Genomic DNA, 26,545 nt, shown 5'->3' on the forward strand with positions numbered 1-26,545 from the left:
CGACGGCGACCCCGTCCGCGGCGGCCGTGCCGGCACCGGAGCCGGCACCGGTGGGAAGGGGTCTCATGCAGGCACGACGAGGACTTTTCAGCGCAGGGACGACGGGGGTCGCGGCCGCCGCGGCGCTCGTGATGCTCCTGCCGCTCGGCGGCGGTGGCGAGCGCGGCGACGACCGGGGCGGCGACCGCGGCGGCGGCCAGGGCCACGGGAACGACCGCGCCCGCAACGTCATCTTCATCCAGGGCGACGGGCTCGGGCTCTCGCACCGCGAGCTGGTCCGGCTCGCGACGGTCGGCAAGGACGGGCAGCTCGCGATGGACTCGCTCGAGCACGCCGGGTGGACCACGACGGACTCGGCCGACCCCGAGGAGGCCGTCACGGACTCCGCGGCGGGCGCCACGGCGTTCGCGTCCGGGGTCCGCACGTACAACGGGGCGGTGGGCGTCGACGTCGACGGCAACCCGGTCCCGACGCTCCTCGAGGCGGCCCGGGACGCGGGCAAGGCCACGGGCCTGGTCACGACGGCGCAGGTCACCGACGCGACGCCCGCGGCGTTCGGCGCGCACGTGCCCGACCGCGGCGACCAGAGCGAGATCGCGCGCCAGCTCCTCGAGGGCTCGCGGCCCGACGTCGTCCTCGGCGGCGGCGAGGACTGGTGGTACCCGGCCGGCGACCCCGGCGCGTGGGAGGACAACCCAGCGAAGGACCCGACCGAGCAGAGCAAGGGGACGAAGGGGAACCTCGTCGAGCGCGCGCAGGGCCTCGGCTACACGTACGTGAGCGACGCCGAGGGGCTCGCGGACGCGCGCGGGCGCAAGCTGCTCGGCCTGTTCGCGAACGAGGAGATGTTCGAGCAGCGCAACGAGGGCGAGGGCGACCTGTACGAGCCGGAGGTGCCGCTCGTCGACATGACGGCCAAGGCGCTCGACGTGCTGTCGCGCGACCGCGACGGGTTCTTCCTCCTCGTCGAGGAGGAGGGCGTGGACGAGTTCGCGCACCGCTCCAACGCGACGCGCACGATCCAGGCCGGGCAGGCGCTCGACGAGACCGTCGCGCTGGCGCTGGACTTCCAGAAGCGGAACCGGGACACGCTCGTGCTCGTCGTGGGCGACCACGCGACGGGCGGGCTCGCGATCGAGAACGTCGACCCCGAGGACGAGGGCGGCGAGGGTGCGACGGCCGAGGACGGCCCGTTCGACCTCGCGGGCTCCGACCTGCAGTTCACGGTCGACTGGACGACGGGCGGCCACACGGGCGAGGCGACGCCGATCACCGCGCAGGGCCCGGGCGCCGCGCGCCTCGCGGGCGCGCAGCGCAACACCGACGTCCACGACGCCGTCCTGCGCGCGATGCAGCCCCGCGGCCGCGGCTGAGCCGCCCGCGCGGCCGACGCCCCTGGCGCCGCCGAGCACGGGGTCGGCGACCGGATCCGGACGATTCCGGTCGCCCACCCCGTGTCCCGGCGGAGGAGGTGGGCGCGGCACGCGAGCGCCGGTCGGGTAGGAGCGCACCGGGCGGGACCGCTAGGCTCGTTCGGTGTCCTTCCAAAAGGTGCCCACCTCGTCCACGGCGGACCCCGCCGGGATCCTCCCCGCCCCCGTGTCGCTCGAGCCCGGCGCCGGGACGACCGTCGTCGCGGACGGGACGTCCGTCGTCGCGGACCCCGCCCTGCACCCGGCGGCGCGCTGGTGGCGGCGCGTCACCGACGACGCGTTCGGCCTCGACCTCGTGCCCGCCCCTCCGGGCGCCGTCCCCGCCGACGGCACCCCGTCCGTGGTCTTCGCGCTCGACGGCGACCTCCCGCCGTCGGGCTACCGCCTCCTCGTCGACGAGGACGGTGTGCGGGTCGGTGCGGCCGACCTCGACGGCGCGCACGCCGCCGCCCAGACCCTGCGCCAGCTCGCCGGCCCCGCCGCGTTCCGCCGCGCCCCCGCCGCGCCGGGCGCGAGCGGCCGCGCGACGCTCGCGCTCCGCCACGTCGCGGTCACCGACCACCCCCGGTTCCCGTGGCGCGGCGTGCTGCTCGACGTCGCGCGCCACTTCCTGCCGAAGACCGACGTGCTGCGGTTCGTCGACCTCGCGGCGGCGCACCGGCTCAATGTGCTCCAGCTCCACCTCACCGACGACCAGGGGTGGCGCGTCGAGATCGCGCGCTACCCCCGGCTCACCGAGGTGGGGGCGTGGCGGCGCGAGTCGGGGCTCGGCACCTGGCGCGCCGGGGTCGCCGACGGCCGCCCGCACGGCGGCTTCTACACCCAGGACGACCTGCGCGAGATCGTCGCGTACGCGCGCGAGCGCGGTGTCACCGTCGTCCCGGAGATCGACGCGCCCGGGCACGTGGAGGCGGCGGTCGCCGCGTACCCGGAGCTCGGCACGCGCAAGCGGCCGCACGAGGTCCGCACCACGTGGGGCGTGAGCACCGAGGTGCTCGACCCGTCGGAGGAGTCGCTGACGTTCTTCGAGCACGTGCTCGACGAGGTGCTGGAGATCTTCGACGCGCCGTTCGTCGCGATCGGCGGCGACGAGGTGCCCACGACGCTGTGGCGCGAGAACCCCGCGATCGTCGCGCGCGCCCAGGCGCTCGGGCTCGACGACGTCGGGGGGCTGCACGGCTGGTTCCTCGCGCGGCTCGCCGAGCACGTCGCGTCCCGCGGGCGCCGGGCGGTCGTGTGGGACGAGGCCTTCGGCCCCGCGCTCCCGCGCGACGTCGTCGTGACGTCGTGGCGGGGCTGGGCCGTGGGCGCGGACGCGCTCGCGGCGGGCCACGACGTCGTCATGGCCCCCGAGCAGGTCGTGTACCTCGACCACCGCGGCGGCGACACCCCGGACGAGCCCGTCCCGGTCGGGTTCCTCACCACGCTCGACGACGTGTACGCGTTCGAGCCCCTGCCGGCCGAGCTCGCGGGCGCCGCAGCCCGTACCGCAGCCGGCCCCGCCACCGCTCCCGCGCCGGGCGCGCTGCTCGGCGGGCAGGCGGAGCTCTGGTCCGAGCACCTCGACTCCGCGCGCCGCGTCGACTACGCCGCGTTCCCGCGCCTCGCGGCGTTCGCCGAGGTCATGTGGTCGCCCGAGGCCGACCGCTCCCCCGGGTCCCCCGCGGCGCGCGCGTTCCGCGAGCGCCTCGTCGCGCACCACCTGCCGCGCCTCGACGCGGCCGGGGTGGAGTACCGGCCGCTCGACGGGCCGCACCCGTGGCAGACCCGGCCCGGGGTCGCGGGCTGGCCGCGCGACCGCGCCGAGGAGCTCGCCGCGGGCGGCCTGCGCGGCGTCGGCGGCTGGGTCGAGGGTCGCGACGAGGACACGGGGGGCCCGGCATGAGCGCCCTCGTGGTGCGCGGCGCGCGCCTCGTCCTGCCCGACGGCGGCCCCTCCGCCCCCGTCGACGTCACCGTCCGCGCGGGCCGGGTCGAGGGCGTCGCACCGGCCGCGGCGACCGCTCCGGCCGGTGTCGACGTGCTGGACGCGGACGGCAGGCTGCTGCTGCCGGGGTTCGTCGACGCGCACGTGCACGGCGAGGCGGCCGTGCTCCACGACGACGTGCAGCTCGCGATGCTGCGCCAGGGCGTCACGAGCGTCGTCGTCGGGCAGGACGGGGTGTCCTACGCGCCCTCGCCGCGCCCGGGTGCGCAGGCGGTGGACGGCGGGCCCGCGGCGTCGCGCCTGCACGACGCCGCCGCCTGGGCGAGCGGGTACTTCGCGGCGATCAACGGCGAGCACCCGACGTTCCGCGGCGGGTCCGTCGGCGACCTCCTCGCCACGTACGACGGCACGACGCGCGTCAACGTGGGCTACCTCGCCCCGCACGGCACGCTCCGCTACGCGGTGCTCGGCGCCGCCGCGCGCCCCGCGACGCCCGCCGAGACGGACCGCATGCTCGCGCTGCTCGCGTCCGCGCTCGACGACGGCGCGCTCGGCCTGTCGACCGGCCTGGAGTACGTCCCCGCGACGTACGCCGACGAGGCCGAGCTCGTCGCGCTCGCGCGCGCGCTCGCGGCGCGAGGACTTCCTCACGTGTCGCACATGCGCGGCTACGAGGACCGGGCCGGGCCGGCGTTCGCCGAGCTCGTGCGCGTCGCGCGCGCCTCCGGGGTCGCGACCCACGTCTCGCACTACCACGGCCCGGCCGCGGAGCTGCTGGGGTACGTCGACGACGCGCACGCCGAGGGCCTGGACGTCACGTTCGACTCGTACCCGTACCTGCGCGGCTGCTCGATCCTGTCGATGGTCTCGCTGCCGACCTGGCTCCCCATCGCAGACGTCGACGCGACCGTCGCGGCGCTCGCCGACCCCGCGGTGCTCGAGCGCCTGCACCGCGAGCACTTCCCGCACCTGGCCGACCTGTGGCCGCGCGTGACGATGGCCGCGGTCCCGACCGGCCCCGCCGCCGGGGCCGCGCCGGGCCCGGTCGAGGACCTGTCGTGGACCGAGGGCAGGACGCTGCCCGACGTCGCGGCGCGCCTGGGGCTGTCCCTCGCCGAGACCGCGGTGCGGCTGCTCGTCGCGACGCGCCTGCGCGCGTCGTGCGTGTTCGCCCAGCCGCCCACGAACTCCCCGGAGTCCGTCCGCGCCCTGCTGCGCCACCCCGCGCACGTCGGCGGGTCCGACGCCATCTACGCGCCGGTCGGGGGCGGCGGCCGCCCCCACCCGCGCGGCTGGGGCGCGTTCGCGCGCTTCCTCGCCGAGCACGTGCGTACGCTCGGGGACTGGACGTGGCACGACGCCGTCACGCACCTGTCCGCGCGGCCCGCCGCGCGCTTCGGGCTCGCCGGGCGCGGCGCGGTCGTCCCGGGGGCGGTCGCGGACCTCGCGCTCGTCGACCCCGACCGCGTGCGCGACGAGGCGACGTACGAGGACCCGCGCCGCCCGGCGTCGGGCGTGGACGACGTGCTGGTCGCGGGCGTGCGCGTCCTGCGCGACGGCGCGCTCACCGACGCGCTCCCGGGCCGCCCGCTGCGTCCGGGCGCACCGGCGGCGTGACCCGCGCCCTGCCCCCGTCCAGCACGAGAGCCCCGTCCCCGAGGAGGACCCCATGACCGGCACGACGCCCGACGCCGCGCGCCCCGCACCCGACCGCCCCTGGGCGCGCGACGTCGTCGGGCCCCGGACCAAGGGGCTGCGGCTCCCGGCGGAGACCACCGTCGGGGACGTGCTCGCGGGCTCGCCGCGCGTCACCGACGGCGCGTTCTCCTGGCCGCTGCTCACGCTCGACGACGCGACGCTCGACCACAACGTCCGCACCGTCGCGCGCGTGTGCGCCGAGCGCGGGGTCGAGCACGCGCCGCACGTGAAGACGACGATGTCGCGCGCCCTCTACGCGCGCCAGGCCGCGGCCGGGGCGTGGGGCGCGACGGTCGCGACGCCGTCGCAGCTGCGCACCGTCCGCGACTGGGGCGTGCCGCGCGTGCTCCTGGCCAACGAGCTGCTCGACCCGCGCGAGATCGCGTGGCTGCGCGACGACCTGGCGCGCGCCGAGGCCGCGGGCGACGACGGCGAGGTGTGGCTGTGCGTCGACTCCCCGCACGGGGTCGACCTGCTCGCCCGCGGGTTCGCCGACGCCCCGGCCGCCGTCCGCGCGCGCCTCGGCGTCCTCGTCGAGCTCGGCGTCCCCGGCGGGCGCACCGGCGTCCGCAGCACCGCCGCGGCGCTCGACCTCGCGCGCGCGGTCCGCGCGTCGGGCCTGCGCCTGCTCGGCGCGACCGGGTACGAGGGCTCGGTCGCGGGCGGCACGAGCGCCGACGAGCTCGGTGCCGTCGCCGCCTGGTGCGAGGACCTGCGCACGCTCGGCACCGCGTTCGTGCGCGAGGGTCTCGCGGGCGTGGACGAGCCGCTCGTGCTGTCGGCGGGCGGCAGCTCGTTCCTCGACGTCGTGCTCGCCGGGCTGCCCGGCCCGGTCCCCGGCCCGGACGGGCCCGAGGTCGAGGTTCGCGTCGTCGTGCGCTCGGGCGCGTACGTCACGCACGACCACGGCTTCTACTCGCGCACGGACCCCTGGGGCCGCCTCCCCGGCGTCGAGCCGCTGCGCGGCGCCGCGACGGTCTGGGGGCAGGTGCTCTCGGTCCCCGAGCCCGGGCTCGCGATCTGCGGCGTCGGGCGCCGCGACGTCTCGTTCGATATCGACCTGCCCGTCGCGCTCTGGCTGCGCTCGCAGTCCGACGACGGCTGGCTCGCCCCGCGCGAGCTCGCCGGGACGCGCGTCACCGCGCTCAACGACCAGCACCTCTACCTCGCGCTCGACGCGGGCGAGGCGACCACCGGCCCCGCGACCGCCCAGGTCCGCCCGGGCGACGTCGTCGGCTTCGGCATCTCCCACCCCTGCACGACGTTCGACCGGTGGCGCGTCGCCGCCGTCGTGCGCGGCGACGAGGTCGTGGACCTCGCGACGATCGACCTCTGACCCACCCCGACCCCACAAGACACCCAGGCACCCGAGAGGACCCCGCATGACCACCGAGAAGACCGCGATCTCCACCCCCGACGCCCCGGCCCCCGCGCACACGTTCCACCAGGGCGTGCGCAAGGGACCGTTCGTCCAGGTCTCGGGCCAGGGCCCCGTCGACCCGGCGACGAACGAGTACCTCTACCCCGGTGACGTCGCCGCGCAGACCACGCGCACGCTCGAGAACGTGCGCGCCATCGTCGAGGCGTCCGGCGCCACGTTCGACGACGTCGTCATGCTCCGCGTCTACCTCACGAAGCGCGAGGACTTCCCGATCATGAACGACGCGTACGGCGCGTTCGTCGCGCAGCACACCACGAAGGGCGTGCTCCCCAGCCGCACCACGGTGTTCACGGGCCTGCCCCGCGAGGAGATGCTCGTCGAGATCGACGCCTTTGCGATCACCGACTGACCCCGCCGCGCGGCACGCCGCCGCCTCATCGCGCACCGCGCCGGGTCCCCCGGGCAGCCGCGTGGGACCCGGCGCGTAGCGTGCCGGGCGGGAGGTGACCGATGCTCGCGACGATCGCGGTGGAGGGCTACCGCTCGCTGCGGAGCCTCGTGCTGCCGCTCGGGCGGCTCACGGTCGTGACCGGGGCGAACGGGACGGGCAAGTCGAGCCTGTACCGCGCGCTGCGCCTGCTGTCCGGGTGCGCGCTGGGCGGCGCCGTCGGGGCGGTGGCCCGCGAGGGCGGGCTGCGGTCGACGCTCTGGGCCGGGCCCGAGCAAGGCGGACGGGCCGCGCGCGGGGGCGGCGCGGTCCAGGGCACGCGCCGCACGGCGCCCGCCGCGCTGCGCCTCGGCTTCGCGGGGGCCACCCCGGACGACCTCGGATACGCGGTGGACCTCGGCCTGCCGCAGCACCCGGGGTCGGCGTTCGCCCTCGACCCGGAGATCAAGGTCGAGACCGTCTGGTCGGGGCCGGTCCCGCGCCCCGCGACGCTCCAGGTCGAGCGGCGCGGGCCGGCCGTCCGCGTGCGCGACGACGCGGGCCGCTGGCAGTCCTCACCCGCGCGCCTGCGCCCCTTCGACAGCGTGCTCACCGAGCTCGTCGACCCGGTGGGCGCACCCGAGGTCGTCGCGGTGCGCGAGCGCCTGCGGTCGTGGCGCTTCTACGACCAGCTGCGCACCGACGCCGACGCCCCGGCGCGCTCGCCGCAGCTCGGCACCCGCACGCCCGTCCTCGCGCACGACGGCGCGGACCTCGCCGCGGCGCTGGAGACGGTGCGCGACCTGGGGCGCGGGGACGAGCTCGACGACGCCGTCGCCCGCGCCTTCCCCGGGAGCCGGCTCGCGGTGCACGCCGACGACGGCCGGTTCGAGGTCACCTTCCACCAGGACGGGCTGCTCCGGCCGCTCACCGGTGCCGAGCTCAGCGACGGGACGCTGCGCTACCTGTTCCTCGTCGCCGCGCTGCTCTCGCCGCGACCGCCCGAGCTCCTCGTGCTCAACGAGCCGGAGACGAGCCTGCACCCCGACCTCCTGCCCGCGCTCGGCGCGCTCGTGCACGCCGCGGGTCGCGAGACGCAGGTCGTGGTCGTCACGCACGCGCCGCCGCTCGTCGAGGCGTTGCGCGACGCGGCCGCGTCGGGCCCGGCGGGCCTGCCCGGCGCGGACGAGCTCGTCGAGGTCGAGCTCGTGCGGTCGCCGTTCGGCGAGACGACGGTCGCGGGCCGCGAGGGGCTGCTCGACCAGCCCGCCTGGAGCTGGCCGAAGCGCTGAGAGCGGCACCTCCCCGGGGAGTCGGCCCGGGCAGGGCGGCGGTCAGCGCCGCGACGCGACGTGCAGGCTCGTGACGGACGCCGCGAGGTCGACGAGGCGGGACGCCGTGCGGTCGAGCAGCTCGTCGAGCGCGATGGGCCCGGGCGCGATGCTGAACGCCGCGGCGATCCCGGCCTCGCGCGCCTGGTGGGCGGGCAGCAGCACCCGGCCCGCGAGCACGACGACCGGAGGGCGGTGCGGTGCCTGTGCCGCGAGGGCGCCCATCGCGTCCGCGACCTTCCCGTTGACGGACTGCGAGTCGAACGACCCCTCGCCCGTGACGACGAGGTCGGCCGCGTGGACCGCGGCGGGCAGCCCGATCGCCTCGGCGACGAGGCGCGCGCCCGGCTCGAGCTCGGCGCCGAGGACGCCGACCATGCCGGCGGGCACGCCGCCCGCGGCGCCCGCGCCGGCGAGCTCCGCCACGTCGACGCCGGTCTCCTGCACGAGGACTCCCGCCCAGCGCCGCAGCGCGTCGTCGAGGAACGCGACGTCCGCCGGCTGGGCCCCCTTCTGCGGCCCGAACACGTGCGCCGCGCCCCGCTCGCCGTGCAGCGGGTTGGTGACGTCGACCGCGAGGCGCCAGCGGACCTCGCGCGCCCGCGGGTGCAGGCCGGCCAGGTCGAGCCGCGCGACCCGCGCGAGGCCCTCCCCGCCGTCGGGCACGGGCACGCCGTCGGCGTCGAGGAGCCGCGCGCCGAGGCCCGTGAGGATGCCCGCGCCGCCGTCGGTGGACGCCGAGCCGCCGAGGCACACGATCACCTCGTCGACGCCCGCGTCGAGCACAGCGGCCGCCGCGGCGCCCGTGCCGCGGGTGTGCGCGTGCAGGGGCTGGAGCGCGACGTCGCTCACCTGCGGCAGCCCGCTCGCCTCGGCGAGCTCGACGACGCCCAGGCGGCCGTCGGCCGAGACCCCGTACCGTGCGGCGCGGGGACGGCCGATCGCGTCGACCGTGGAGACCTCCCGGGCCGGGACGCCCCACACGGCGAGCAGGGCCTCGAGCGTGCCCTCGCCGCCGTCGGCCATGGGGAGCTCGACGACCTCCGCGTCGGGGACGACGCTGCGCACGCCCGTCGCGACGGCGCGCGCGACGTCGGCGGCGCTCAGGCTGCCCTTGAACGAGTCGGGTGCGACGACGACGCGCAGCGGGCCGTCGACGCGGGGCCCGGGGACGGGGTTCGGGGTGGTGCTCGGCGTTGAGGACACGCTCGCATCCTAGGCAGGCCGGCGCGCGACGGCCCGCAGCGGAAGGGACGGACCGGACGTGTTCCGCGCCACAGCGCGCGGGGTGCGCGCCCGGCGTGCGGGGCGAGCCGAGGGGCGAGGGCTCAGTCGCCCGGGGTGCTCGCGTCCCGTCCCGGCACGGCGTCCGGGATGTCCGGCTGGGCCGCGCGCAGCCGCTCGAGGAGCACGCCGAGCGTCGCGAGGTCGTCGTCGTCGAGCGCGCCGCCCACGTACGTCGCGATGGCGCGGGCGTGCGCGCGGCCGGTCGTGCGCTGGAGGTCCCGACCCGCCGGGGTGAGGCGGACGAGCGTGCCCCGCGCGTCGTCCGGCGGGGTCGCCCGCTCGACGAGGCCGCGCGCCGCGAGCCGTTCCACCATGCGGCTCAGCGAGGGCTGGCTGAGCAGGATGTACGCGTTGAGGTCGCGCAGCCGCATCCCGTCCTCGGGGCCCTTCGTCAGCGAGAACAGCACGTCGTACTCGCGCAGGGTCAGGCCGTCCCACACCGGGTCGGACTGCAGCCGCCGCATGACCGCGACCTGGGCGCGGAAGAGGGACTCCCAGGTCTCGACGGCGAGGCGCGCGCTCCCCGGGCCCGGCTCGGGGCCCGCGTCGTCGGCGTGCTGCTGCGTCATGTCGCCCCCGGACGGCTCGGTCGTCACGTTCGATGCGTTCGCATCGACCCTACCCGCCGGGTGGCCGGTCAGCGGCCCAGCCGACGTTCGCGCTGGGAGTACGCGCGCAGCGCGCGCAGGTAGTCGACGCGACGGAAGTCGGGCCAGTACGCCTCGCAGAAGTAGAACTCCGAGTGCGCGCTCTGCCAGAGCAGGAAGCCGCCGAGTCGCTGCTCGCCCGACGTGCGGATGACGAGCTCCGGATCCGGCTGGCCCTTGGTGTAGAGGTGCTCCTCGATGTGCTCGACGTCGAGGTTCTCCGCGAGGTCTTGCAGGCGCGCGCCCGCGGCGGCCTGCTCGCGCAGGTACGACCGCACGGCGTCGGCGATCTCGTGGCGCCCGCCGTAGCCGATCGCGACGTTGACCTGGAGCCCGTCGACGGCGGCCGTGCGCTGCTGCGCGTCGCGCAGCGCCGCCGTGAGCCGCTCGGGCAGGAGGTCGAGCCGACCCATGACCCGCAGGCGCCAGCGGCCCGTCTCGGCGAGGTCGCGCACGGCGTCCTCGATGATGTCGAGCAGCGCCGACAGCTCCTCCTGCGACCGTGACAGGTTGTCGGTCGAGAGCATCCACAGCGTGACGACCTCCACGCCGAGGTCCTCGCTCCAGCCCAGGAACTCCGTGATCTTGTCGGCACCCCGGCGGTGGCCGGTCGCCGTCGACTCCCCGAACGAGCGCGCCCACCGCCGGTTGCCGTCGAGGATGACCCCCACGTGGCGCGGGACGCTCTCGCGCGAGAGGGTCGCCGCGAGGCGACGCTCGTAGAGTCCGTAGACGGGGCGGGGCAGGCGCACGCTGGTTCCTCGGCGATGGGCGGACGGGGACGCCCGGCGGGCACGCCCCGGTGCGGGGCGCTCGGGCCGAACCCGCACACGCTACCGCTCGTCCGTGCCCGGTCCGGCGGCCCGGGACCGGTCCGCACGCCCCTGCCCAGGATCTTCACACCGGACGGGGGCGCAGGTCGCAAACCTACGTTGCCGTAACTTACGATGGCGTAGGTTGGTGCGGGCGCCCCCGCACCGCCCTTTCCGTGCCCGGACTCATCACCCCGAGGAGACGTCGTGGACCGACCGACCGACCGCGACCGCACCCCGAGCGCGCCGCCCGCCGACCCTGGCCCGGCGCACGCACCCGGCACCGACGCGCTCGACTCCGTCCGCGAGAACGTGGGCGACGCGGTCGCGAAGGTCGCCGAGGTCGTCAAGCCGCGCCTGCGCGGCTGGATCCACGCCGGGACGTTCCCGCTCGCGCTCGTCGCGAGCATCGTCCTCGTCGTCGTCGCGCCGCCCGTCGCCGGCAAGGTGGCGACCGCGGTCTTCGGCCTCACCGCGTGCCTCCTGTTCGGCACGAGCGCCGTGTACCACCGCGGCACGTGGTCGCCCCGCGTCGCGGGCGTGCTCCGCCGCGCCGACCACTCGAACATCTTCCTCATCATCGCGGGCACCTACACGCCCCTCGCCGTGCTCCTGCTCCCCCAGCGGACCGCGACGATCCTGCTCGCGATCGTGTGGAGCGGGGCCGCGCTCGGCCTCCTCGCCCGGATCCTGTGGCTCGACGCCCCGCGGTGGGTGTACGTGCCCGTCTACGTCGCGCTCGGGTGGGTCGCGGTGGGCTACATGCCCCAGTTCTGGACGACGACGAACGGCCCCGCGATCGTCTGGCTCGTCGCGGTCGGCGGCCTCGCCTACACGCTGGGCGCCGTGGTCTACGGCATCAAGAAGCCCAACCCCAGCCCCCGCTGGTTCGGCTTCCACGAGATCTTCCACGTGCTCACCGTCGTCGGCTACGGGTGCCACTACGCCGCGATCCTCCTCGCGGCGCTCGCCGCGCGCTGAGCGCCCTCCCGGGCGCGGGCTCAGTCCTTCGGGACGACGACGTAGCGCCGGTTCGCGAGCGACGGGTTGCGCTCGCGCACCGCGGCCAGCGCGGCCGGGGCGAGGTCCGCGCTGCGCAGCTCCGCGCGCTCGCCGAGCTCCAGGCCCACCTGGCCGTCGGGGCCGACGAGCAGGGAGCGCCCGGTCACGCCCCGGCCCGCCTGCCCGACGGCGAGCACGACGGCGGTGTTCTCGATCGCGCGGGCCCGCGCGAGGGTGCGCCACTGGTCCGCCTTGAGCTCGCCCGCCGCCCACGCGGCCGGCACCACGAGCACGTCGGCGCCCGCGTCCGCGAGGCGCCGCGCGCTCTCCGGGAAGCGCAGGTCGTAGCAGGTCATGACGCCGAACGTCAGGTCGCCGACCTCCAGGACGAGCGGCGGGGCGGCCGGGTCGCCCGCGTCGAGCCGGTCCGACTCGCGGTGACCGAAGGCGTCGTAGAGGTGCACCTTGCGGTACGTGCCCACGAGCTCGCCCGCGGCGTCCACCGCCACGACGACGTTGACCGCCCGGCCGGGCGCGCTGCCCGGCACGAGGGTCCCCGCCACGACCGCCACGCCGTGCTCGCGCGCGAGGCGGCGCAGCGTGCCGACGAACGGCCCGTCGAGAGGCTCGGCGTGCTCGGCGCCGGTGCCCCGCGGGTCGAACGCCGCGGCGTACTCCGGCAGCACGAGCAGGTCGGCGCCCACGCGCCCCGCCTCGCGGAACGCGGCACCGACCGTCACGAGGTTCGCGGCGTGGTCGGCCGAGACCTCGAGCTGCCCGATCGTGACGCGGGCGCCCGTCGCCACGGTCAGTCCTGCCGCTCCGGACCGCTGCCGGCCGGGCCGCGCCCGTCCGGCGTGCCGCGGTCGGGCGTGGAGCCGCCCGGCGTCGCGCCGTCCGGACCGGCGCCTGCAGAGGTCTCCGGGGTGGTCGCGCCGACCGGGCCGTCAGGGCCGATCCCCTGCGCGTCGGCGTTGCGCCGCATCCGCCGGAGCTGGCGCGAGAGCCCGAAGAACAGGGCGACGGTCGCGACCGCGACGGCGAAGATCGCGAGGAACCCGACGAGGCCGGGCGACACGTCGTTCGGGTCGAGGTCCTCGCGCAGCGGGTCGTCCGACGGGCTCGGCGTCGCGGTCTCCGCGACGACGTCGGCCGCCCAGCCCGGGCCGCCCGCGAGCGTCGGCACGTCGAGGAAGGGCGCCGCGCTCACGAGGCCACCTCCTCGCCCGCGACGAGCTCCCGCACGCCCGCGAACAGGTCGTCCTCCGGCAGGTCCGTCGGGACGCGCGACTCCGCGAGCTCGAACTCCTCGAACGGCCACACGTCGACCTCGAGGTCGCGCGGGATCGCGAAGAAGAAGCCGTCCGGGTCGATCTGCGACGCGTGCGCGATGAGTGCGGCGTCGCGCTGGGCGTAGTAGCGCGCCACGTGGACGCGCGTCGTGACCTCGCGCTCGGGGATCTCCCGCGCGGACCGCGACTCGACCCAGTCGCCGAACGGCGACTCCAGGCCCGCGCCCTGCATCGCCTCGTGGAGCGTGCGGATGCGGTTCATCGAGAAGTCGTGGTTGTAGTACAGCTTCAGCGGCGACCAGGGCGCCGCGCCGCCCTCCCGGCGGTAGCGCTCCGGGTCGCCCGCGGCGTGGAACGCCTCGAACGCGACGCGGTGGCACATGACGTGGTCCGGGTGCGGGTAGCCGCCCGACGGGTCGTACGTCGTGACGACGTGCGGGCGGAACTCGCGCACGAGCTCGACCAGCGGCGCGGCCGCCTCCTCGAGCGGCACGAGGCCGAACGAGCCCTCGGGCAGCGGCGGCAGCGGGTCGCCCTCGGGCAGCCCCGAGTCGACGAACCCGAGCCACTGCTGCCGGACGCCGAGCGCGCGCGCGGCGGCGGCCATCTCGACGCGGCGCAGGGCGCGCATGCCCTCGATGTCCGCCGGACCCTCGCCGAAGCTCGGGTTGAGGATGTCGCCGCGCTCTCCCCCGGTGCACGTGGCGACGAGCACGTCCACGCCCTCGGCCGCGTAGCGCGCCGTCGTCGCGGCACCCTTGCTCGACTCGTCGTCGGGGTGGGCGTGCACGGCCAGGAGACGGAGCGTCTCCGGCTGCTCGCGGTGGGTGGTCGATCCGGCCGCGGGTTCGGCCACTGGTCCTCCCGGGTGCGTCGTACGTCTCCTCGCGCGGCCTGGGACGCGGCACGGGACGCCGTGGGTGCACGACGAGGGCCGGGGCTCTGCGAAGATGGGTCGAGGACATGATCCACCACCGCGCCCACACCTGACGAACCGCCGGTCACCGCCGGCACTCCGCAGGGCAGCGACCGGGGCGCGGCGGCACCGACCACGGGACCGCACCATGACGAACGAGACCACCGCCCCGCAGCCCAGCCCGAGCACGCCCCTGCGCCCCCCGGCGGGCCGGTACGGACCCGAGCCCACGGAGCGCCGTCGGCGCCTGGCCGTCGTCGGGATCGTGCTCGTCGCGGTCGTCGGGCTCGCGATCACGTTCGTCATCGGGATGCGCTACGCGAACGAACCGGTGCGGTTCAAGGACTTCGGGTACACCGTCGTCAGCCCGGAGCGCGTGGACGTCACGTTCGAGGTGTACATGGACCCCGGGACGACGGCGACCTGCACCCTCGACGCGCTCGCGGAGAGCTACGCGCAGGTCGGCACGGTCGACGTCACGGTCGGCCCCGTCGAGGTCACGGAGTCCCGCTACACCGTGAGCGTCGCGACGTCGGAGCTCGCCACGACGGGGATCGTCCAGTCCTGCCGCCCGGCTCCCTGAGCCGCCCTGCTGTCGTGCGGCCCGGCCGCTGCGCCGCTCGGCCCTCGCGCCGCCCTGGCCCGCGCCGTCGGCACCTCGTGCTTTGCTATCCTGAGGGATTCCCGCACCCGACCGCGTGCGGCCCGCGGCCGGCGCTCGTGACAGGCGACCGACCACCGGGCGACCCGGCGGTCCGGCGGGAACCAGTCCTCCGCGCTGCCACCCGGGCAGCGTCACCGACCCGGGCAGGCAGGCGCTCGCGTGAGCACGCGCCCCGGCTGCCCGTACCTGCACGGCCGTGCCCGGCGCGACCGTCGAACCATGGAAAGGAAGGAGCGAACCGTGACCGACACCACCGTCACCTGGCTGACCCAGGAGGCGCACGACAGGCTGCAGGCCGAGCTCGCCCACCTGTCCGGCGAGGGCCGCACCGAGATCGCGGAGCGCATCGCCGCCGCCCGTGACGAGGGCGACCTCAAGGAGAACGGCGGCTACCACGCCGCCCGCGAGGAGCAGGCCAAGAACGAGGCCCGCATCCGCGAGCTCACCGAGAAGCTGCGCAACGTGCGCATCGGCACGCCCCCGGACGACGGCAAGGTCGAGGCCGGCATGGTCGTCACGGCCGTCGTCGCGGGCGACGAGATGACGTTCCTCCTCGGCTCGCGCGAGATCGCCGGCACGACGGACCTCGACGTGTACTCGCCGACGTCCCCGCTCGGTGCCGCGATCGACGGCAAGACCGTCGGCGACGAGACCAGCTACACCGCTCCGAACGGCAACGAGATCGCCGTGAAGATCACCGCCGCGAAGCCCTTCGAGGGCTGACGCGCCCCCGGCAGCCGCATGCCGCCGGGCGAGACGTGAGAAGTGGCCCCTCCGACACGTGTCGGAGGGGCCACTTCTCGCTTCTCGTCAGACCCGCGGCGAGCCGCCGTCGCTGCGCTCGACGCGGTAGCCCGCGGAGCGCAGGTGCGCGACGAGCTCGTCGCAGTGCTCGGGTCCCTTGGTCTCGACCTGCATGCGCACCCACGCCTCTCCGATCGCGAGGCCCACGTCCGTGCGGTCGTGGTCGATGTGCATGATGTTGCCGCGCTTCGCCGCGATCGCCTCGAGCATGCGCGCCAGCGCGCCGGGACGGTCGTCGAGCAGCACCTGAAGCTGGATGTACCGGCCGGCGGCGGCGAGGCCGTGCCGCACGACCCGCAGCAGCACGAGCGGGTCGACGTTCCCCCCGGACAGCACGACGACGACCGGCCCCTCGACCGGGTCAGCCGCGCCCGCGTCGACGGCGGCCGTCCCCGACAGCAGGGCCGCGACGCCCGTCGCTGCGGCGGGCTCCACGAGCAGCTTGGCGCGCTCGGCGACCATGAGCAGCGAGCGGGAGATCTCCTCCTCGGTCACCGTCCGCACCTCGACGCCGTGGTGCGCGACGATCCCGAACGGCACCGCTCCCGGGGTCCCGACGGCGATGCCGTCGGCCATCGTCCCGGCGAGCCGGACCGTCGTCGGCGCCCCTGCGGCGAGCGAGCCCGGGTAGGCGGCGGCGCGCTCCGCCTGCACGCCGATGACGCGCACGTGCGGCGCGGCCTGGGCGAACGCCGCGGCGAGCCCGGCGACGAGCCCGCCGCCGCCGAGCGGGGCGACGACGGTCCGGACGTCGGGCACCTGCTCGAGGATCTCGAGCGCGATGGTCGCCTGGCCCGCGACGACGTCGGGGTGGTCGAACGGGTGGATGAACACGGCGCCCGTGCGGTCGGCCTCGGCGCGCGCGGCGGCGAGCGTCTCGTCCACGTCGGCGCCGACGAGCCGGACCTCGGCGCCGTACTGGCGCGTCGCCGCGACCTTGGGGAGCGCGGCGTCGACCGGCATGTACACGACGGCCCGGATGCCGAGCAGTCCCGCGGCGAACGCGACGCCCTGGGCGTGGTTGCCCGCGCTCGCCGCGACGACGCCGCGCGCCTTCTCGTCGGCGCTCAGGCGCGCCATGCGCACGTAGGCGCCGCGGACCTTGAACGACCCCGCGCGCTGGAGGTTCTCGCACTTGAGGAGGACCTGGACGCCCGCCGCCTCGCTGATCGCCCGGGTCGTGTGGACCGGCGTGCGGTACGCGACGCCGTCGAGCAGGCGGGCCGCGTCGCGGACGTCGTCGAGCGGGACGGGCACGGGACCCGAGGTCACCGCGCCTCTCCCGGCGTGCCCTCGCCCGGTGCGTCGGCGACGCCCGCGTCCTGCGTCTCGACGACCGCCGAGCCGCCGGCGTCGTGCGCCCGGCGACCGGGGCGGCGGGCGCTCGTGTCGTCGAGGTCGGACTCGGCGCGCGCGATGACGGGCGGCTGCGGGCTGCCGCGCACGACGACGCGGTCGTCGGTGCCGAGCTCGGGGAACTTGTCGTGGCCGTGCAGGTAGAGCACCACCGTGTTGAGCACCGCGGCGATCGGGACAGCGAACAGCGCGCCGACGATGCCCGCGGCGAAGCTGCCCGCCGCGACGACGAGCAGGACGGCGACGGGGTGCAGCGAGACCGCGTGCCCCATGAGGAAGGGCTGGAGGATGTGGCCCTCGATCTGCTGCACGAGCAGCACGATGCCGAGCATGACGAGCGCCTGCACCCAGCCCTGCGCGACGAGCACGACGAGCACCGCGATGGACCCGGTGACGATGGCACCGACGATCGGGATGAACGACCCGACGAAGACGAGGATGCCGAGCGGCAGCGCGAGCGACGGCACGAAGAACGCGGCGCCGACGCCGATGCCGACCGCGTCGACCGCGGCGACGAGGATCTGGGTGCGCGTGTACGCGGCGAGGGTCACGATGCCGCGGCGGCCGGCCTGGTGCACGCGGTCGCGGGCGCGCAGCGGGAGCAGCCCCACGACCCACGACCAGATGGAGCGGCCGTCGAGCAGGAAGAAGAACGTGCAGAACAGGGCGATGAGGGCCCCGGCGAGCACGTGGCCGATGGTCGTGGCCGCGCCCAGGGCGCCCGAGACGATCGAGTCCTGGTTCTCGGACACCGCGGTCCCGGCCTGGTCGAGCCAGTGCGAGAGCGTGGTCGAGTCGAGGCCGAGCGGGCCGTCGGCGAGCCAGTTCGTGAACTGCTCGAAGCCCTCGACCGCCTGGTCGCGCAGGTCCTGGAACCCGCTGACGATCTGCTGCCCCGCGATGGCGATGAGCCCCGCGACCACGACGATCAGCGCGATGAGCGCGGCGCCCGACGCGAGGCCCCGCGACATCCGCAGGTGCCGCCGGAAGAACCGCTGGACCGGCGTGAGGAGCACGGTGAGCAGCAGCGCCACCGCGATCGGCACGACGATCACCTTGAGCTGCGTCACGACCCACAGCCCGGCCGCGATCGCCGCGCCGATGAGCAGCAGGCGCCACGACCACGCGGCGGCCGAGCGCACGGCGTCGGGCACGGCTGCGGCGCCGGGACGCGCGGGAGGAAGCGGGTCGGGGGTGCTGTGCTGGTCCGTCTGCGCGCTCACAGCGCAACCCTAGGGGAGCGGAACCCGCCGCGCGCCCCTGCGCACGGCGAGCCCGCCCGGTGTGCGCAGGATCTCCTCGTCAGGCGAGGGCCTGCCCGAGGTCGGCGAGGAGGTCCTCGACGTCCTCGATGCCGACGGACAGGCGGACGAGATCGTCGGGGACCTCGAGCGCCGTACCCGCGACGGAGCCGTGCGTCATGCGGCCGGGGTGCTCGACGAGCGACTCGACCCCGCCCAGCGACTCCGCGAGCGTGAAGACCCGCGTGCGCGCGCACACCTCCAGCGCCTTCGCCTCGCTGCCCACGCGGAACGAGACCATGCCGCCGAACCCGGACATCTGACGCGCGGCGAGCTCGTGGCCCGGGTGCGACGCGAGGCCCGGGTAGATCACCTCGGTCACGGCGGGGTGCGCGTCGAGGAACTCCGCGACGGCGGCCGCGTTCGTCTGGTGGCGGTCCATGCGCACCGCGAGCGTCTTGAGCCCGCGCAGCGTGAGCCACGCGTCGAACGGCCCGGCGACGGCGCCCGACGCGTTCTGGTGGAAGCCCACCGCCCCCGCGACGTCCGTGCCGCCCGCGGGCGACGCGAGCCCGCCGGGCAGCTGCGCGCCCGTCGCCACGACGAGCGCTCCCCCGACGACGTCGCTGTGCCCCCCGACGTACTTCGTCGTCGAGTGCACGACGACGTCCGCCCCCAGCGCGAGCGGCTGCTGGAGGTAGGGGGTCGCGAACGTGTTGTCGACGACGAGCAGCGCCCCGGCGTCGTGCGCGACGCCCGCGAGCGCCGCGACGTCGCTCACGCCGAGCAGCGGGTTCGTCGGGGTCTCGACCCAGACGACGCGCGTCTCGGGGCGCACGGCCGCGCGCACGGCCTCGACGTCCGTGAGGTCGACCGGCGTGTGCTCGACGCCCCAGGGACCGAACACCCGGGCGATGAGGCGGTAGGTGCCGCCGTACGCGTCGTCGGGCACGATCACGTGGTCCCCGGGGCGCACGACGGCGCGCAGCAGCGTGTCCTCGGCGGCGAGGCCGGACGCGAAGGCGAACCCGCGCGCGGCGGGCGAGCCGTCCGCCGTCGGGCGCAGGCCGCCGGACTCCGCGGCCGCGAGCGCCTCCTCCAGGGCGGTGCGCGTCGGGTTCGCGGAGCGCGAGTACTCGTAGCCGCCGCGCAGCCCGCCGACGCCGTCCTGCTTGTACGTCGAGACCTGGTGGATCGGCGGCACGACGGCGCCGGTCGTCGCGTCCGGGTCCTGGCCCGCGTGGATCGCACGCGTGGAGAAGCCGGTGGTGGTCCAGTCGGGGTGCTCGCTCGGGGTGGTCACCCGACCAGCCTAGGCGCACCCCCTGCGCCGAGCAGGTGGTCCTGGCTCGTCCCGCTCTCCGGACGGGCCGGCACTGCCTGCTCGGCGGCGGGCGGCGGGCGGGGGTGGGGCGTTCGCGCGCGAGCTCGTCGGCGACGGCCGGCGCCGCGGTGCGCGTCGACGGCGGGTACGTCGACTCGATCGTCCCGTGAGAGGCTCGTGCCGGACGCGCCCACGGCCAGCCGGGTCGCGGCGGCACGTCCCGCGGAACACCGACCGCCCCCGCCGCGTTCTACCCCGTGCCAGGACGATGCGTCGTGGGCCAGCGCCCCGGTCGTCCGGGCACCTCAGGAGGTAAGCGATGAACTCGATCTTCGACGCGATCTTCGGCTCGTCCGGCAAGACGACGATGATCGCCCCCGAGGACGCGCTGCCCGGGCGCCAGTCGCCCGTGCTGCAGGCGCCGCGTCCCCACACCGTGCTCGGCACCTCGATCACCGGCCCGTGGCCCGAGGGCACGCGCGTGCTCTACCTGGCGATGGGCTGCTTCTGGGGCGCCGAGGAGATCTTCTGGCAGGTCCCCGGGGTGGTGAGCACCGCCGTCGGCTACATGGGCGGCACGACGCCGAACCCCACCTACGAGGAGGCGTGCACCGCGCGCACCGGCCACACCGAGACGGCGCTCGTCGCGTACGACCCGACGAAGGTCTCCGAGGAGGAGCTGCTCAAGATCTTCTGGGAGCGCCACGACCCGACGCAGGGCTACCGCCAGGGCAACGACGTCGGCACCCAGTACCGGTCCGCCGTGTACTGGACGACGCCCGAGCAGGAGCAGGCCGTCCGCGAGACGGCGGCGCGCTACTCCGCGGTGCTCGAGGCCAAGGGCTACGACCCCGTGACGACCGAGATGCGCCCCGCCGCGGAGGCCGGGCCGTTCTACTACGCCGAGGACTACCACCAGCAGTACCTCGACAAGAACCCGAACGGCTACCGCTGCCACGCGACCACGGGAGTCCCGTTCCCGAGCGCCGCGTAGCACCCGCCGAGAGGTGAGAAGTGGCCCCTGGTCCCGACGGATCAGGGGCCGCTTCTCGCGTCTCGCCCGCGCGAGTCGGCCCGCGGGCCCCGTCGCCGAGGTGCGGGTCCGCCGGGGTCGCCCGCACGATGGGCCCATGACGATCCCCACCCTCGCGGCGCAGGACGGCACGACGATCCCCGCGATCGGCTTCGGCACCTACCGGCTCCGCGGCGAGGAGGGCGCGGACACGGTCGCGCGCGCGATCGACGCGGGGTACCGGCTGATCGACTCCGCGTCCAGCTACGAGAACGAGGGCGCCGTGGGCGCGGCGGTGCGCCGCTCGGGCGTCGCGCGCGAGGACCTGCTCGTCACGTCGAAGCTGCCCGGGCGCCACCACGCGCACGACGACGCGGTCCGGACGGTCGAGGAGTCGGTGCTGCGCACGGGCCTGGACCACCTGGACCTCTACCTCGTGCACTGGCCCAACCCGCGCGTGGGCCGGTTCGTCGAGGCGTACGAGGCGCTCGTGGAGTGCCGCGACCGGGGCCTGGTCCGGCACGTCGGGGTCTCGAACTTCCTGCCGGAGCACCTGGACGCGGTGATCGCGGCGACGGGCGTGACGCCGGTCGTGAACCAGGTCGAGCTGCACCCGTACTTCCCGCAGCCGCTCCAGCGCGCGGCCGACGCGGAGCGCGGGGTCGTCACGGAGGCGTGGAGCCCGATCGGTCGCGCGAACGACCTGCTCCGGGACCCGGTCGTCGCGCAGGTCGCGGCCGCGCACGACGTCTCCCCCGTCCAGGCGATCCTGCGCTGGCACGTGCAGCTCGGCGTCGTGCCGCTGCCGAAGGCGTCGTCGCCGGAGCGTCAGCGCGAGAACCTCGACGTCTTCTCGTTCGAGCTGACGACGCACGAGATGAACGCGCTCACGGGGCTCGCCCGGGCGGACGGGCGCACGAACGACCAGGACCCGGCGGTCTACGAGGAGCTGTAGCGCCGTCGCAGCCCCCGTCCCGGCGCGGCGGCGCGCGCCACGACCCGCGGGTCGTGGCACCGTGTGCGCGTGACCTCCGCCGCGCTCAGCCCGCTGCCCGACGCCGCCCGCCCGCCCTGGGCGGTCGGCTCGCCCCTGCGGCTGCTCGCCGCCGTGCTCGTGTCCGGCTCCGCGGTGCTGCTCTTCGCCGTCCACGCGCGCCCGCTCGGCTACGTGCCGCTCGTCCTCGGGGTCGCGCTCGGCCTCCTCGTGGACCGTCGCCTGGGTCGCGACCTCGCGCTGGTCGGCGTCGGGATGGGGATCATCTCGACGATCTCGCTGAAGGCCGACCTGTCCGACGCCGGCATGGTGCGCTTCGCCGTCGTGCTCTCCCTCGCGGTGCTCGTGCCGTGGGCGCTCTCGCGCTTCGTCTTCCGCGAGGACGCCGTCACGTTCCCCGTCGCGACGGGGCGCCGCTGGACGCGGGGGCAGGTCGTGTACCTCGTCGTGGTGGTCGTGGCGGGCTACCTCATCCTGCCGTTCTACTTCATCGGGTCGGGCGCGTACCTCAACTGGCCGCCGATCACGGGCGGCGCGGAGATCGCGCGCCTGTTCGTCGGCGTCAACGCGGTGGGCATCTGGGACGAGCTGTTCTTCGTGTGCGTCGTCTTCGCGCTGTACCGCGAGCACTTCGGGTTGTGGACGGCGAACCTGCTCCAGGCGACGGTCTTCGTGTCGTTCCTCTGGGAGCTCGGCTACCGCGAGTGGGGCCCGCTGCTGACCGTGCCGTTCGCGCTCGTCCAGGGCTGGATCTTCTCCTGGAGCAAGTCGCTCACCTACGTGGTGGCCGTCCACCTGCTGTTCGACGTCGTGGTGTTCGCCGTGCTCGTGCACGCGCACCACCCGGAGCTGTTCGACGTCTTCGTCACCGCGCCGCGCTGACGGCGCCGCCCACGGGCGGCGTCAGGACGGGCGGGCGAGCAGCACGCGGCGCACCCCGTCGACGCGGCACGCCGCCGCGACGGCCGTCGTGGCGGGACCGGCGAGCACCGTCACCGCCGCCACGACCACGGCGACGCCCACGGCCGCGCCGGCCACGACGTCGTGCGGGAAGTGCACGCCCTGCGCGACGCGGGCCGCCGCGACCGCCACGGCGAGCAGGGCCGGCACGACGACCCACACCGCGACGTCGCGCGTGCGGGAACGGGTCGCGTGCCGCGCCGGCACGGCCCCGGGGACGCGCACGGCCGGTGCGCCGGCGAGGACGACGGCCGTCGCGAGAGCGAACGCGATCGCGGTGTGGTTGCTCGGGAACGACCAGTCGCCCGCGGCGGGGCAGTGCGCGACCTCGACCAGCTCCCAGCAGCCCCGGGGCTGCCGGACGAGCGACTTCACGGCCTCGCTCGCGGCGTAGGCGGCGACGGCGCCCACGCCGGCGACGAGCGTCGTCGCGACCGCGGGCGGGCCGCCCCGGCGCGAGCGCCAGGCCACGAGCGCGCACCACGCGACGAGCACGAGCACACCGCCCTCGGCGACGAGCTCCGTCCCGGGGAGCTCGGCCGTGCGCGCCGCGACGGCGAGGTAGAGGGACTCGCTCGGGCCGCGCAGCATCCGGGCGACGAGGACGACGAGCGCCGCCCCGACGAGCCACGACACCGCCACGAGCGCCTGCCCCGCGAGCCCGGACGACGGCTCGGGCGCTGCAGGTCGGACGAGCGTGCCCTCGCTCTCGTCACGCGTCGGGCCGGGGTCGGGCAGGGTCGTGGTGCGGGACGAATCGGGCGAAGTCATCGGACGAGGGTATGCCGCGTGAACCGCGGGTGAACATCCGCCCCACGGCGGACGTGCGCCGCGGTGCGTCCACCCGGGGCGGTACCTCGCGGCCCCCCGGTGCGACCGGCGGCGACCGACGGCGACTTCCGGCCGCGGCGGGCGGGCCTACCGGCCGGGACCGTCGGCGGAGCGGTCACCGGCGGGGACGTCGTCCGCGGGGACGTAGAACGCCGTCGTGGCGGCGACGCGGGCGGCGACGTCCTCCGCGTCGAGCCCGTCGGCCGCGGCGAGCGCCGCTCCCCACGCCTCGCTGCTCGCGACGTTGAACGCGCGCAGCTCGGGGCTCGCGAGGACGGCCTCGGGGTCGAGCGTCGCGCCGCCGTCGAGGTGCAGCCCGAGGCCGAGCAGCGCCCCGTCCCACCCGACGCCGACGGCCCCGGGCCCGAACTGGTCCCACATCTGCGGCGGCACGACGGCGGTGTGCTCGAGCGTGAGGGTCGTGCCGCCGCCCGGCGCCGGCGCGAGCCGGACCTCGACGACGGACGAGTCCTCCGGCGTCGGCGGGCCCATGACCCAGGTGAGCCGCAGGAGCCGCGGGGCCTCGCACGCGCGGATCTCGCCGCCCGCGTTGCCCTCGACCTGGTAGGTGCCGCCGACCCGGAGGTCGCCCGTCACGGGCAGGAACCAGCGCGGGATGCGCTCGGGGTCGGTGACCGCGTCCCACACGTCCTCGACGTCGGCCGGGTAGGTGCGCTCGATCGTGACGACCCGGGCCGCACCGGCGGGGAGGTCTGCCGACCCGACGGTGCGCCGCGCGGCCTCGAGCTCGGCGATGAAGTCCTTCATGCTGTCCTCCTGGTGGTGTCGGTGGGGCGCTCGTCGTCCTCGTCGGTGCCGGGTGCCGTCGCCCGACGGCGCTCCCGGGCACCCCGGGCGAGCTCGGTCCCGAGCGCGTCCAGCCGCTGCTCCCAGAACCGGCGCAGGCCCGCGGTCCAGTCCTCGACCTCGTCGAGGGCCGTCGGGTCGAGCGCGTAGAGGCGCCGGGTCCCGTCCGGGCGGACCGACGCGAACCCGCTCGTCCGCAGCACGCGCAGGTGCTGCGACACCGCGGGCTGGCTGATGCCGAACTCCTCCCCCACGCGCGCCGCGATCTCGCCGGCGGGCTGCTCGCCGTGCGCGAGGTGCTCGAGGATCCGGCGACGCACCGGGTCGCCGAGGACGTCGAACGCTTCCATGACCTCCATCTTTCAGACCTTGCTTATATAAGTCAATACCTATCTTGCGAGCGTCCGCGCCATGACCCGCTGCGGACCGGCGCTCCCCCCGTGGTACGCGCCGCGGTCGTCCAGACCCGCGCGGGCGTACGCGCGCCGCCCCGCCGCGTTGCGGTCGTTGACCGTGAGCACGAGCACCGCGTACGGCGTCGTCCGCCCGCGCAGCGCCGCGAGCGCCGCGACCGCGCCGGGAAGCTCGCGCACGACGCGCGACCCGACGCCGCCGCCCTGCGCCGCGACGTCGACGAGGAAGCCCCGGAACAGCACGACGTCGGCCGGGGCGACGCCGTCGAGCAGCGCCGCCACCTCGGCCGGGGCGCCGCCGGGGTGCAGCACGCCGAGCGCGACGGGGTCGCCGCCGGGCGGCCGGGCGAGCAGCAGGTGCCGGCCCGGGTCGGCGTGGGCCGCGGCGACGACGTCGGCCGCGGGCGGCACGAACTCCTCCTGGCCCGGGCCCAGCCGGAGCCGGAGCGCGCCGGCGAGCAGCCGGCCGCGCTCGTCCGGGGGCACCGCGTCGAGCAGCACGAGCTCGACCAGCTCACCCGAGCCGCCCGAGCCGCCCGAGGCGGAGGGCGGGACCGTCACCGCCGCTTCCCGCCCCGACCGCGAGCGCCCCGGCCCTTCGGCGTGCCGCGGCCCTGCGCGCCGCCGCCCCCGCCGCGCCCGCCGCCCGCGCGACCTGCCCCCGTGGCACCGCGTCCAGCGCCCGCTCCCCCGCGGCCCGCACCACCGCGCGCGTCGCGGTCGCGGCGCTCGCGGGCGGGCGCGGCGTCCTCCGGGGGCGTGGCGGCGCGGCGTCCGCGCGAGCTGTTGGCCGTGCGGCCCCGCACGATCCCGACCATCTCCTCGACGAGGTCGTCGTCACGGTCCGCTACCCACGCGAGCGCGACCGGGGCCGACGGCGCCCCGTCCAGGCGGCGGTAGGTGACGTCCTTGCGGTGGTGCAGGCGCGCGAGCGACTGCGGCACGACCGCCACCCCGACGTTCGCGGCGACCAGCACGACGGCGTCGCCCGTCGTGGCGGGCCGCTCCTCGGCCGGTCGCCCCGGCGGCGGCGGCGCGTCGTCCGCGGCCCCGGCCTCGCCCGCCCACGGCACGACGTCGTCGAGCGGCCGCAGCAGCACGTCGTCGGCGAGGTCGTCGAGCGCGACCGGCTCCTCGGGCTCCAGGGCGGCGAGCAGGTGGTCGCGCGACACGAGCACGACCGGCGCCTCCTCGTAGAGGCGGATCGCGCTCAGCACGTCGCGGTCGACGGGCAGGCGCAGGATCGCGGCGTCCGCCTCGTCGTCGCGCAGCGCCCGCTCCGCGTCGGCGGGCTCGACGGCGACGAGGTCCAGCGGCACGTCGGGGAGCCGCTCGCGCCACGTGCGCACCCACCTGGCCGGGGTCGCGCCGGGGACGTACGCGAGCCGGAACCGGCGGCCGGCACCGTCGCCCCCGCCGCCGTCGGTCGTTGCCTCGGGAGCCGTGCCCGCGTCGTCGTCCACCCGGACAGCCTAGGCGCGCGGCCCCGCGCGCTCCCGCCCGGCCTGCGTCGCGCCCCGGCACCAGGCCCGACGCCCGCCCCGCGCCCCACCGCGGGCCGCCGGTGCCCGACCGGCCGACTACCCTGGAGCCCATGACCCCCAAGCAGTCCGCGCAGACCATGAAGCCCGCCACCGCGGCGAAGAAGCTCGGGGTGTACCTGCCCGCCACGCCGCAGGAGTTCCAGGAGGGCACCATCACCCGGGCGCAGCTCGAGGAGATGGAGAAGAACCCGCCGGAGTGGCTCGCCGAGCTGCGCCGCAACGGCCCCCACCCGCGCCCCGTCGTCGCGGGCAGGCTCGGCGTCTCGATCTCCGGTCTCACGCGCGGCGGCCTCACCGAGCCGCTCACCACCGAGGAGATCGACGCGCTGCGCCAGGACCCGCCGGAGTGGCTGACGGCCGAGCGCGAGGTGCAGAAGAAGGTCCGCGCCGAGGAGGAGCGGCTCGCCGCCGCGCGCACCAAGAAGGGCTGAGCCGTCCCCGGC

27 protein-coding genes are annotated in these 26,545 nt (G+C 76.4%); 13 read left to right on the forward strand and 14 right to left on the reverse strand.

Going from position 1 to position 26,545, the window contains the following annotated elements; translation table 11 throughout:
- The first annotated feature begins 65 nt into the window (after positions 1-65).
- The 6 genes from ACZ4MO_RS09890 to ACZ4MO_RS09915 all read left to right on the forward strand — a co-directional run bounded on the left by ACZ4MO_RS09890 (position 66) and on the right by ACZ4MO_RS09915 (position 8,157).
- On the forward strand, positions 66-1,373 hold the full coding sequence (locus ACZ4MO_RS09890) for an alkaline phosphatase (RefSeq protein ID WP_255437253.1): 1,308 nt from the start codon (positions 66-68) through the stop codon (positions 1,371-1,373).
- A gap of 163 nt (positions 1,374-1,536) precedes the next feature.
- Positions 1,537-3,318: a beta-N-acetylhexosaminidase gene (locus ACZ4MO_RS09895; protein ID WP_255437252.1), complete on the forward strand. Its 1,782-nt coding sequence runs from the start codon at positions 1,537-1,539 to the stop codon at positions 3,316-3,318.
- Positions 3,315-4,976 (forward strand): amidohydrolase family protein, encoded by a 1,662-nt coding sequence (locus tag ACZ4MO_RS09900; protein ID WP_175009085.1) that lies wholly within the window; start codon positions 3,315-3,317, stop codon positions 4,974-4,976. The genes ACZ4MO_RS09895 and ACZ4MO_RS09900 overlap by 4 nt, the downstream gene beginning before the upstream one ends.
- Before the next feature lie 52 nt (positions 4,977-5,028).
- The gene (locus ACZ4MO_RS09905; RefSeq protein WP_175009084.1) at positions 5,029-6,393 is read left to right on the forward strand and encodes an alanine racemase; all 1,365 of its coding nucleotides are present in this window, start codon (positions 5,029-5,031) and stop codon (positions 6,391-6,393) included.
- A 46-nt stretch (positions 6,394-6,439) separates the two neighbouring features.
- Positions 6,440-6,847, forward strand: coding sequence for a RidA family protein (locus ACZ4MO_RS09910; protein WP_021483739.1), 408 nt, complete (start codon positions 6,440-6,442; stop codon positions 6,845-6,847).
- A gap of 101 nt (positions 6,848-6,948) precedes the next feature.
- A complete protein-coding gene (locus ACZ4MO_RS09915) occupies positions 6,949-8,157 on the forward strand; it encodes an AAA family ATPase (RefSeq protein WP_175009083.1) in 1,209 nt (402 codons plus the stop codon).
- A gap of 42 nt (positions 8,158-8,199) precedes the next feature.
- On the opposite strand, the gene ACZ4MO_RS09920 is transcribed toward ACZ4MO_RS09915, so the two are convergent.
- The 3 genes from ACZ4MO_RS09920 to ACZ4MO_RS09930 all read right to left on the reverse strand — a co-directional run bounded on the left by ACZ4MO_RS09920 (position 8,200) and on the right by ACZ4MO_RS09930 (position 10,882).
- Positions 8,200-9,402: a glycerate kinase gene (locus ACZ4MO_RS09920; RefSeq protein ID WP_175009082.1), complete on the reverse strand. Its 1,203-nt coding sequence runs from the start codon at positions 9,400-9,402 to the stop codon at positions 8,200-8,202.
- Between the two features lie 122 nt (positions 9,403-9,524).
- The gene (locus ACZ4MO_RS09925; RefSeq protein ID WP_342779585.1) at positions 9,525-10,079 is read right to left on the reverse strand and encodes a MarR family winged helix-turn-helix transcriptional regulator; all 555 of its coding nucleotides are present in this window, start codon (positions 10,077-10,079) and stop codon (positions 9,525-9,527) included.
- A gap of 41 nt (positions 10,080-10,120) precedes the next feature.
- Complete coding sequence (locus ACZ4MO_RS09930; RefSeq protein ID WP_043655243.1) at positions 10,121-10,882, reverse strand: isoprenyl transferase; 762 nt, start codon at positions 10,880-10,882, stop codon at positions 10,121-10,123.
- Positions 10,883-11,149: 267 nt separating this feature from the next.
- Here ACZ4MO_RS09930 and trhA point away from each other — a divergent pair, with 267 nt between their 5' ends.
- Positions 11,150-11,923: a PAQR family membrane homeostasis protein TrhA gene (trhA, locus tag ACZ4MO_RS09935; protein ID WP_175009081.1), complete on the forward strand. Its 774-nt coding sequence runs from the start codon at positions 11,150-11,152 to the stop codon at positions 11,921-11,923.
- A gap of 20 nt (positions 11,924-11,943) precedes the next feature.
- Here the strand turns inward: trhA and ACZ4MO_RS09940 are convergent, their stop codons facing one another.
- From ACZ4MO_RS09940 to mca, 3 genes are read right to left on the reverse strand one after another with little or no spacing between them, the layout of a single operon-like run.
- Entirely contained in the window at positions 11,944-12,750 is an 807-nt protein-coding gene (locus ACZ4MO_RS09940) for a carbon-nitrogen hydrolase family protein (RefSeq protein ID WP_255437251.1), read from the reverse strand.
- 2 nt (positions 12,751-12,752) lie between these two features.
- Positions 12,753-13,154, reverse strand: coding sequence for a hypothetical protein (locus ACZ4MO_RS09945; protein ID WP_175009079.1), 402 nt, complete (start codon positions 13,152-13,154; stop codon positions 12,753-12,755).
- On the reverse strand, positions 13,151-14,092 hold the full coding sequence (gene mca, locus ACZ4MO_RS09950) for a mycothiol conjugate amidase Mca (RefSeq protein WP_074807824.1): 942 nt from the start codon (positions 14,090-14,092) through the stop codon (positions 13,151-13,153). Before mca ends, ACZ4MO_RS09945 begins: the two co-directional genes overlap by 4 nt.
- Before the next feature lie 208 nt (positions 14,093-14,300).
- Here mca and ACZ4MO_RS09955 point away from each other — a divergent pair, with 208 nt between their 5' ends.
- Both ACZ4MO_RS09955 and greA read left to right on the forward strand, forming a co-directional pair.
- Positions 14,301-14,735 (forward strand): DUF4307 domain-containing protein, encoded by a 435-nt coding sequence (locus ACZ4MO_RS09955; protein ID WP_074807826.1) that lies wholly within the window; start codon positions 14,301-14,303, stop codon positions 14,733-14,735.
- Between the two features lie 321 nt (positions 14,736-15,056).
- A complete protein-coding gene (greA, locus tag ACZ4MO_RS09960) occupies positions 15,057-15,539 on the forward strand; it encodes a transcription elongation factor GreA (RefSeq protein ID WP_021483866.1) in 483 nt (160 codons plus the stop codon).
- An 87-nt stretch (positions 15,540-15,626) separates the two neighbouring features.
- On the opposite strand, the gene ilvA is transcribed toward greA, so the two are convergent.
- The 3 genes from ilvA to ACZ4MO_RS09975 form a co-directional block, all read right to left on the reverse strand.
- Positions 15,627-16,892: a threonine ammonia-lyase gene (gene ilvA / locus ACZ4MO_RS09965; protein ID WP_175009078.1), complete on the reverse strand. Its 1,266-nt coding sequence runs from the start codon at positions 16,890-16,892 to the stop codon at positions 15,627-15,629.
- Positions 16,889-18,199: an AI-2E family transporter gene (locus tag ACZ4MO_RS09970; RefSeq protein WP_175009077.1), complete on the reverse strand. Its 1,311-nt coding sequence runs from the start codon at positions 18,197-18,199 to the stop codon at positions 16,889-16,891. Before ACZ4MO_RS09970 ends, ilvA begins: the two co-directional genes overlap by 4 nt.
- 79 nt (positions 18,200-18,278) lie before the next feature.
- On the reverse strand, positions 18,279-19,520 hold the full coding sequence (locus tag ACZ4MO_RS09975) for a cystathionine gamma-synthase (RefSeq protein WP_175009076.1): 1,242 nt from the start codon (positions 19,518-19,520) through the stop codon (positions 18,279-18,281).
- 340 nt (positions 19,521-19,860) lie between these two features.
- Here ACZ4MO_RS09975 and msrA point away from each other — a divergent pair, with 340 nt between their 5' ends.
- From msrA to ACZ4MO_RS09990, 3 genes are all read left to right on the forward strand, one after another.
- Complete coding sequence (msrA, locus tag ACZ4MO_RS09980; protein ID WP_021479764.1) at positions 19,861-20,535, forward strand: peptide-methionine (S)-S-oxide reductase MsrA; 675 nt, start codon at positions 19,861-19,863, stop codon at positions 20,533-20,535.
- Between the two features lie 136 nt (positions 20,536-20,671).
- Positions 20,672-21,508 carry an aldo/keto reductase gene (locus ACZ4MO_RS09985; protein ID WP_175009075.1) on the forward strand — a complete coding sequence of 279 codons (837 nt, stop codon included), beginning with the start codon at positions 20,672-20,674 and terminating at the stop codon, positions 21,506-21,508.
- A 69-nt stretch (positions 21,509-21,577) separates the two neighbouring features.
- A complete protein-coding gene (locus ACZ4MO_RS09990; protein ID WP_499278790.1) occupies positions 21,578-22,429 on the forward strand; it encodes a CPBP family glutamic-type intramembrane protease in 852 nt (283 codons plus the stop codon).
- A 21-nt stretch (positions 22,430-22,450) separates the two neighbouring features.
- Here ACZ4MO_RS09990 and ACZ4MO_RS09995 read toward each other — a convergent pair whose 3' ends face one another.
- The 5 genes from ACZ4MO_RS09995 to ACZ4MO_RS10015 form a co-directional block, all read right to left on the reverse strand.
- A complete protein-coding gene (locus tag ACZ4MO_RS09995) occupies positions 22,451-23,278 on the reverse strand; it encodes a phosphatase PAP2 family protein (protein ID WP_175009074.1) in 828 nt (275 codons plus the stop codon).
- Positions 23,279-23,425: 147 nt separating this feature from the next.
- Entirely contained in the window at positions 23,426-24,106 is a 681-nt protein-coding gene (locus ACZ4MO_RS10000) for an SRPBCC domain-containing protein (RefSeq protein WP_175009073.1), read from the reverse strand.
- Positions 24,103-24,495 carry an ArsR/SmtB family transcription factor gene (locus ACZ4MO_RS10005; RefSeq protein WP_186810444.1) on the reverse strand — a complete coding sequence of 131 codons (393 nt, stop codon included), beginning with the start codon at positions 24,493-24,495 and terminating at the stop codon, positions 24,103-24,105. The genes ACZ4MO_RS10000 and ACZ4MO_RS10005 overlap by 4 nt, the downstream gene beginning before the upstream one ends.
- 39 nt (positions 24,496-24,534) lie before the next feature.
- Positions 24,535-25,119, reverse strand: coding sequence for a hypothetical protein (locus ACZ4MO_RS10010; RefSeq protein WP_175009072.1), 585 nt, complete (start codon positions 25,117-25,119; stop codon positions 24,535-24,537).
- Positions 25,116-26,021: a LysR substrate-binding domain-containing protein gene (locus ACZ4MO_RS10015; RefSeq protein ID WP_175009071.1), complete on the reverse strand. Its 906-nt coding sequence runs from the start codon at positions 26,019-26,021 to the stop codon at positions 25,116-25,118. The genes ACZ4MO_RS10010 and ACZ4MO_RS10015 overlap by 4 nt, the downstream gene beginning before the upstream one ends.
- Positions 26,022-26,152: 131 nt before the next feature.
- On the opposite strand from ACZ4MO_RS10015, the gene ACZ4MO_RS10020 reads away from it, so the two are divergent.
- Positions 26,153-26,533 (forward strand): DUF5997 family protein, encoded by a 381-nt coding sequence (locus ACZ4MO_RS10020; RefSeq protein ID WP_108047820.1) that lies wholly within the window; start codon positions 26,153-26,155, stop codon positions 26,531-26,533.
- The last annotated feature ends 12 nt before the right edge of the window (positions 26,534-26,545 follow it).

The sequence above is a fragment of the Sphaerisporangium cinnabarinum genome (genome assembly GCF_055567015.1).

Bases quoted from the DNA above. Each gene is read 5' to 3' on its own strand.
- ACZ4MO_RS09915 (WP_175009083.1), top strand. From the start codon at position 6,949: ATGCTCGCGACGATCGCGGTGGAGGGCTACCGCTCGCTGCGGAGCCTC.
- ACZ4MO_RS09910 (WP_021483739.1), top strand. From the start codon at position 6,440: ATGACCACCGAGAAGACCGCGATCTCCACCCCCGACGCCCCGGCCCCC.
- ACZ4MO_RS10005 (WP_186810444.1), bottom strand. From the start codon at position 24,495: ATGGAAGCGTTCGACGTCCTCGGCGACCCGGTGCGTCGCCGGATCCTC.
- ACZ4MO_RS09955 (WP_074807826.1), top strand. From the start codon at position 14,301: ATGACGAACGAGACCACCGCCCCGCAGCCCAGCCCGAGCACGCCCCTG.
- ACZ4MO_RS09985 (WP_175009075.1), top strand. From the start codon at position 20,672: ATGACGATCCCCACCCTCGCGGCGCAGGACGGCACGACGATCCCCGCG.
- ACZ4MO_RS10020 (WP_108047820.1), top strand. From the start codon at position 26,153: ATGACCCCCAAGCAGTCCGCGCAGACCATGAAGCCCGCCACCGCGGCG.
- msrA (WP_021479764.1), top strand. From the start codon at position 19,861: ATGAACTCGATCTTCGACGCGATCTTCGGCTCGTCCGGCAAGACGACG.
- ACZ4MO_RS09995 (WP_175009074.1), bottom strand. From the start codon at position 23,278: ATGACTTCGCCCGATTCGTCCCGCACCACGACCCTGCCCGACCCCGGC.
- ACZ4MO_RS10000 (WP_175009073.1), bottom strand. From the start codon at position 24,106: ATGAAGGACTTCATCGCCGAGCTCGAGGCCGCGCGGCGCACCGTCGGG.
- ACZ4MO_RS09905 (WP_175009084.1), top strand. From the start codon at position 5,029: ATGACCGGCACGACGCCCGACGCCGCGCGCCCCGCACCCGACCGCCCC.
- ACZ4MO_RS09890 (WP_255437253.1), top strand. From the start codon at position 66: ATGCAGGCACGACGAGGACTTTTCAGCGCAGGGACGACGGGGGTCGCG.
- ACZ4MO_RS09900 (WP_175009085.1), top strand. From the start codon at position 3,315: ATGAGCGCCCTCGTGGTGCGCGGCGCGCGCCTCGTCCTGCCCGACGGC.